The organism is Pseudoalteromonas sp. 20-92 (assembly GCF_030847595.1).
Taxonomy (GTDB): domain Bacteria; phylum Pseudomonadota; class Gammaproteobacteria; order Enterobacterales; family Alteromonadaceae; genus Pseudoalteromonas; species Pseudoalteromonas fuliginea.
In genome coordinates, this window is sequence record NZ_JANJGQ010000050.1 from 1 (window position 1) to 2,564 (window position 2,564).

3 protein-coding genes are annotated in these 2,564 nt (G+C 39.2%); 1 reads left to right on the forward strand and 2 read right to left on the reverse strand.

Annotated features, from left to right (window positions below):
* Positions 1–79: 79 nt before the first annotated feature.
* Together NRL14_RS20615 and NRL14_RS20620 are read right to left on the reverse strand one after the other, a co-directional pair.
* Positions 80–505, reverse strand: coding sequence for a hypothetical protein (locus NRL14_RS20615; protein WP_306725499.1), 426 nt, complete (start codon positions 503–505; stop codon positions 80–82).
* Between the two features lie 119 nt (positions 506–624).
* Complete coding sequence (locus NRL14_RS20620; protein WP_306725500.1) at positions 625–1,155, reverse strand: hypothetical protein; 531 nt, start codon at positions 1,153–1,155, stop codon at positions 625–627.
* 137 nt (positions 1,156–1,292) lie between these two features.
* Between NRL14_RS20620 and NRL14_RS20625 the strand changes: the two genes are divergently transcribed.
* Positions 1,293–2,447, forward strand: coding sequence for an IS110 family transposase (locus tag NRL14_RS20625; protein ID WP_306725501.1), 1,155 nt, complete (start codon positions 1,293–1,295; stop codon positions 2,445–2,447).
* Positions 2,448–2,564: the final 117 nt, after the last annotated feature.

Here is a 2,564-nt window from a genome sequence, read left to right on the forward strand (position 1 = left end):
AAGGGATCACCGCTGTTAAAATTTGCGGTGGAAAGTGAGCTTTAGCGCTTGCTGTCCACCTCAGGGCGTGTTGTTATATTTATTTTTTTGGGTGCATTGCTACACCGAGAAAATATGTACAAACTGTCGCTATTAAATACAACCAGTTTTGTGTAAAAAGCGTGATAGCTAGAACTGAAGAACCGAAATTAAATAATACGCCAGAACATTCAGAAAGAGCTATATCCATGAATTTAGAACCACGCTCTTTCTCAGCCTCTTTATCACTTTTATGTGTTGCAAACGAAAAAATAGTAAAAAGAATGATTGAAGAGAAAACTAAAATACCAAAAGAATACCAGTTAAGCAGCCCATAAACCTCTTCTAGCGGTACGTTTTGAGTAGGTTCTAAACCATGTTTAAAAATATACAAACCAAGAAAAACTATCATAAATATCGTCCACAACATTATGTTGGCTAATAGTTTATTTCCAACTGGACCATATTTATTTCTGAAATCTGTCATTAGTACTCCTATAAATATAACGCCCCATTCAGAGGCAAAAATTAGTTGGCTAAAATGTTGAGGAACGAAAACAGCCAACTGTATTTTTGTCCTTTGCAATGACTTGTTAGTTGCCGAGTTTACTCACAATATGAGTAAACCTTTGTAGGCCAATCTTTGAATTTTTTATTATATTTTTTCATTAACTTATTAAAGTGCGGATAATGAACCGCAATAATTGATTTTTCGCCGTCACCAAACCACCTATATGTTGTATTCATTAGTTGGCCTAACCTTGAATAGATAAATCTAATATCAATAGTGCCTTTTAGTGCATCATAAGCGATGAGATCTAATTGTTGAACAATTCTATCGTTTGCCCCTTTATCATCGGGACCTTCTCTAAATAATGAGTCGAATGGGATTTGTTGGTTGTATGATGAATGGAAGTGACCTTGTTTTGCACCTGATGGTTCAGAGCTGCCCATAAATATTCTTTTCCATTCGATCAAATCATTATCTTCAAGATTATCAAAGAAAATATCCAATAATTTTAGAGAGTTGTCTAAGCGCTTTTGTCTTTGGCTTACGATATAAGTTCTGAGTGCTAAGCAACCACCAATAATGAGAACAAAAAACTTAATCCATTCTCTAATTTCTTCAGACGACATTCACAAAACTTCCATTGTTTGAGGCTACTAGACATAATGACTCCCACACGGTGTTAGCCTCCGCTTTTCGTGGGTTAGCTTAATTCAAAGCCAGAGCCATAATTAGTTTGTCAATTAACTAAACAGCAGAGGCTAACATGAACAAACATAGCATACTTTTTGTCGGACTTGATACACATAAAGAATTCAATGAAGTCGCCTATATTGAAGAACATAGAGGCTCTCAACCTGTTCACCTTGGTCGATTTTCTTCTTCCAAAGCGGCCGTTCAAAAGCTTGTTCGTCAGTTTGAATCTAAATACCCTGACGCAACACTTCATTTTGTTTATGAAGCTGGCCCATGTGGTTATTGGATTTACAGATTAATCACAAGCCTTGGCCATTGCTGTTATGTGGTTGCCCCGTCTCTTATTCCTAAAAAACCAGGCGAGAAGATTAAAACCGATAAACGTGATGCCCTTAAGCTCGCTAAATTACTTAAATCTGAAGATTTAACACCTATCTATGTTCCCGAGCCTGAAGATGAAGCCGTACGCGATTTATCTCGTGCACGCGAAATAGCCATGAAAGATTTAAAAGATGCTAAATATCAATTAAAAGCGTTGCTGCTTCGCAATAATATTAATTACAAAGGCACCGCAAATTGGTCACAAAAACATTTACGTTGGCTCACTGAGCTTGTGCTGCCACATCCCGCGCAGCACATTGTCTTACAAGAGTTTTTACAAACAATTACCGAGCGAATAAGCCGACTTGAAAGACTAGACAATGAACTAACACACCATGTTCACCAGTGGCGTTATTATCCTGTAGTAAAAGCAATACAAGCTATGCGTGGCGTTCGTTTGTTGGTCGCCACCGGCGTTGTTGCTGAGCTTGGCGATTTATCGCGCTTCGACCACCCCCGCAAATTAATGAGTTATCTTGGTCTTGTACCTAGTGAGCACTCGAGTGGTGGCAAACGCCATATTGGCGCCATCACAAAATGCGGAAACGGCCGAGCGAGGCGCCTTCTCGTTGAAGGCGCACACACTTATCGGTATGCGGCAAATATATCGACAGATATGCAAAAACGACAAGAAGGTTTACCAAAGGACATTATTGATATTGCGTGGAAAGCACAACTTAGGCTCTGCAAGCGCTATAAAAAAATGATAGCCAAAGGGAAACATTACAACCTGGTTGTCACCGCCATTGCTCGAGAAATGATTGCATACATATGGGCAATTGCAAAAGAAGTGGTGCTAACGCCAGTAAATACAAAACTTAGATTGGCAAGAGTACCTGCATGATAAACGAATTAGAGTTAATGCATAGGATCAAGCATCGGGAGTGGCACAACCACCGACGGCGTTAGGATGGCAATGTAGCTAACGCTTCATTGAACCACGAACATAGACTGAAGACAG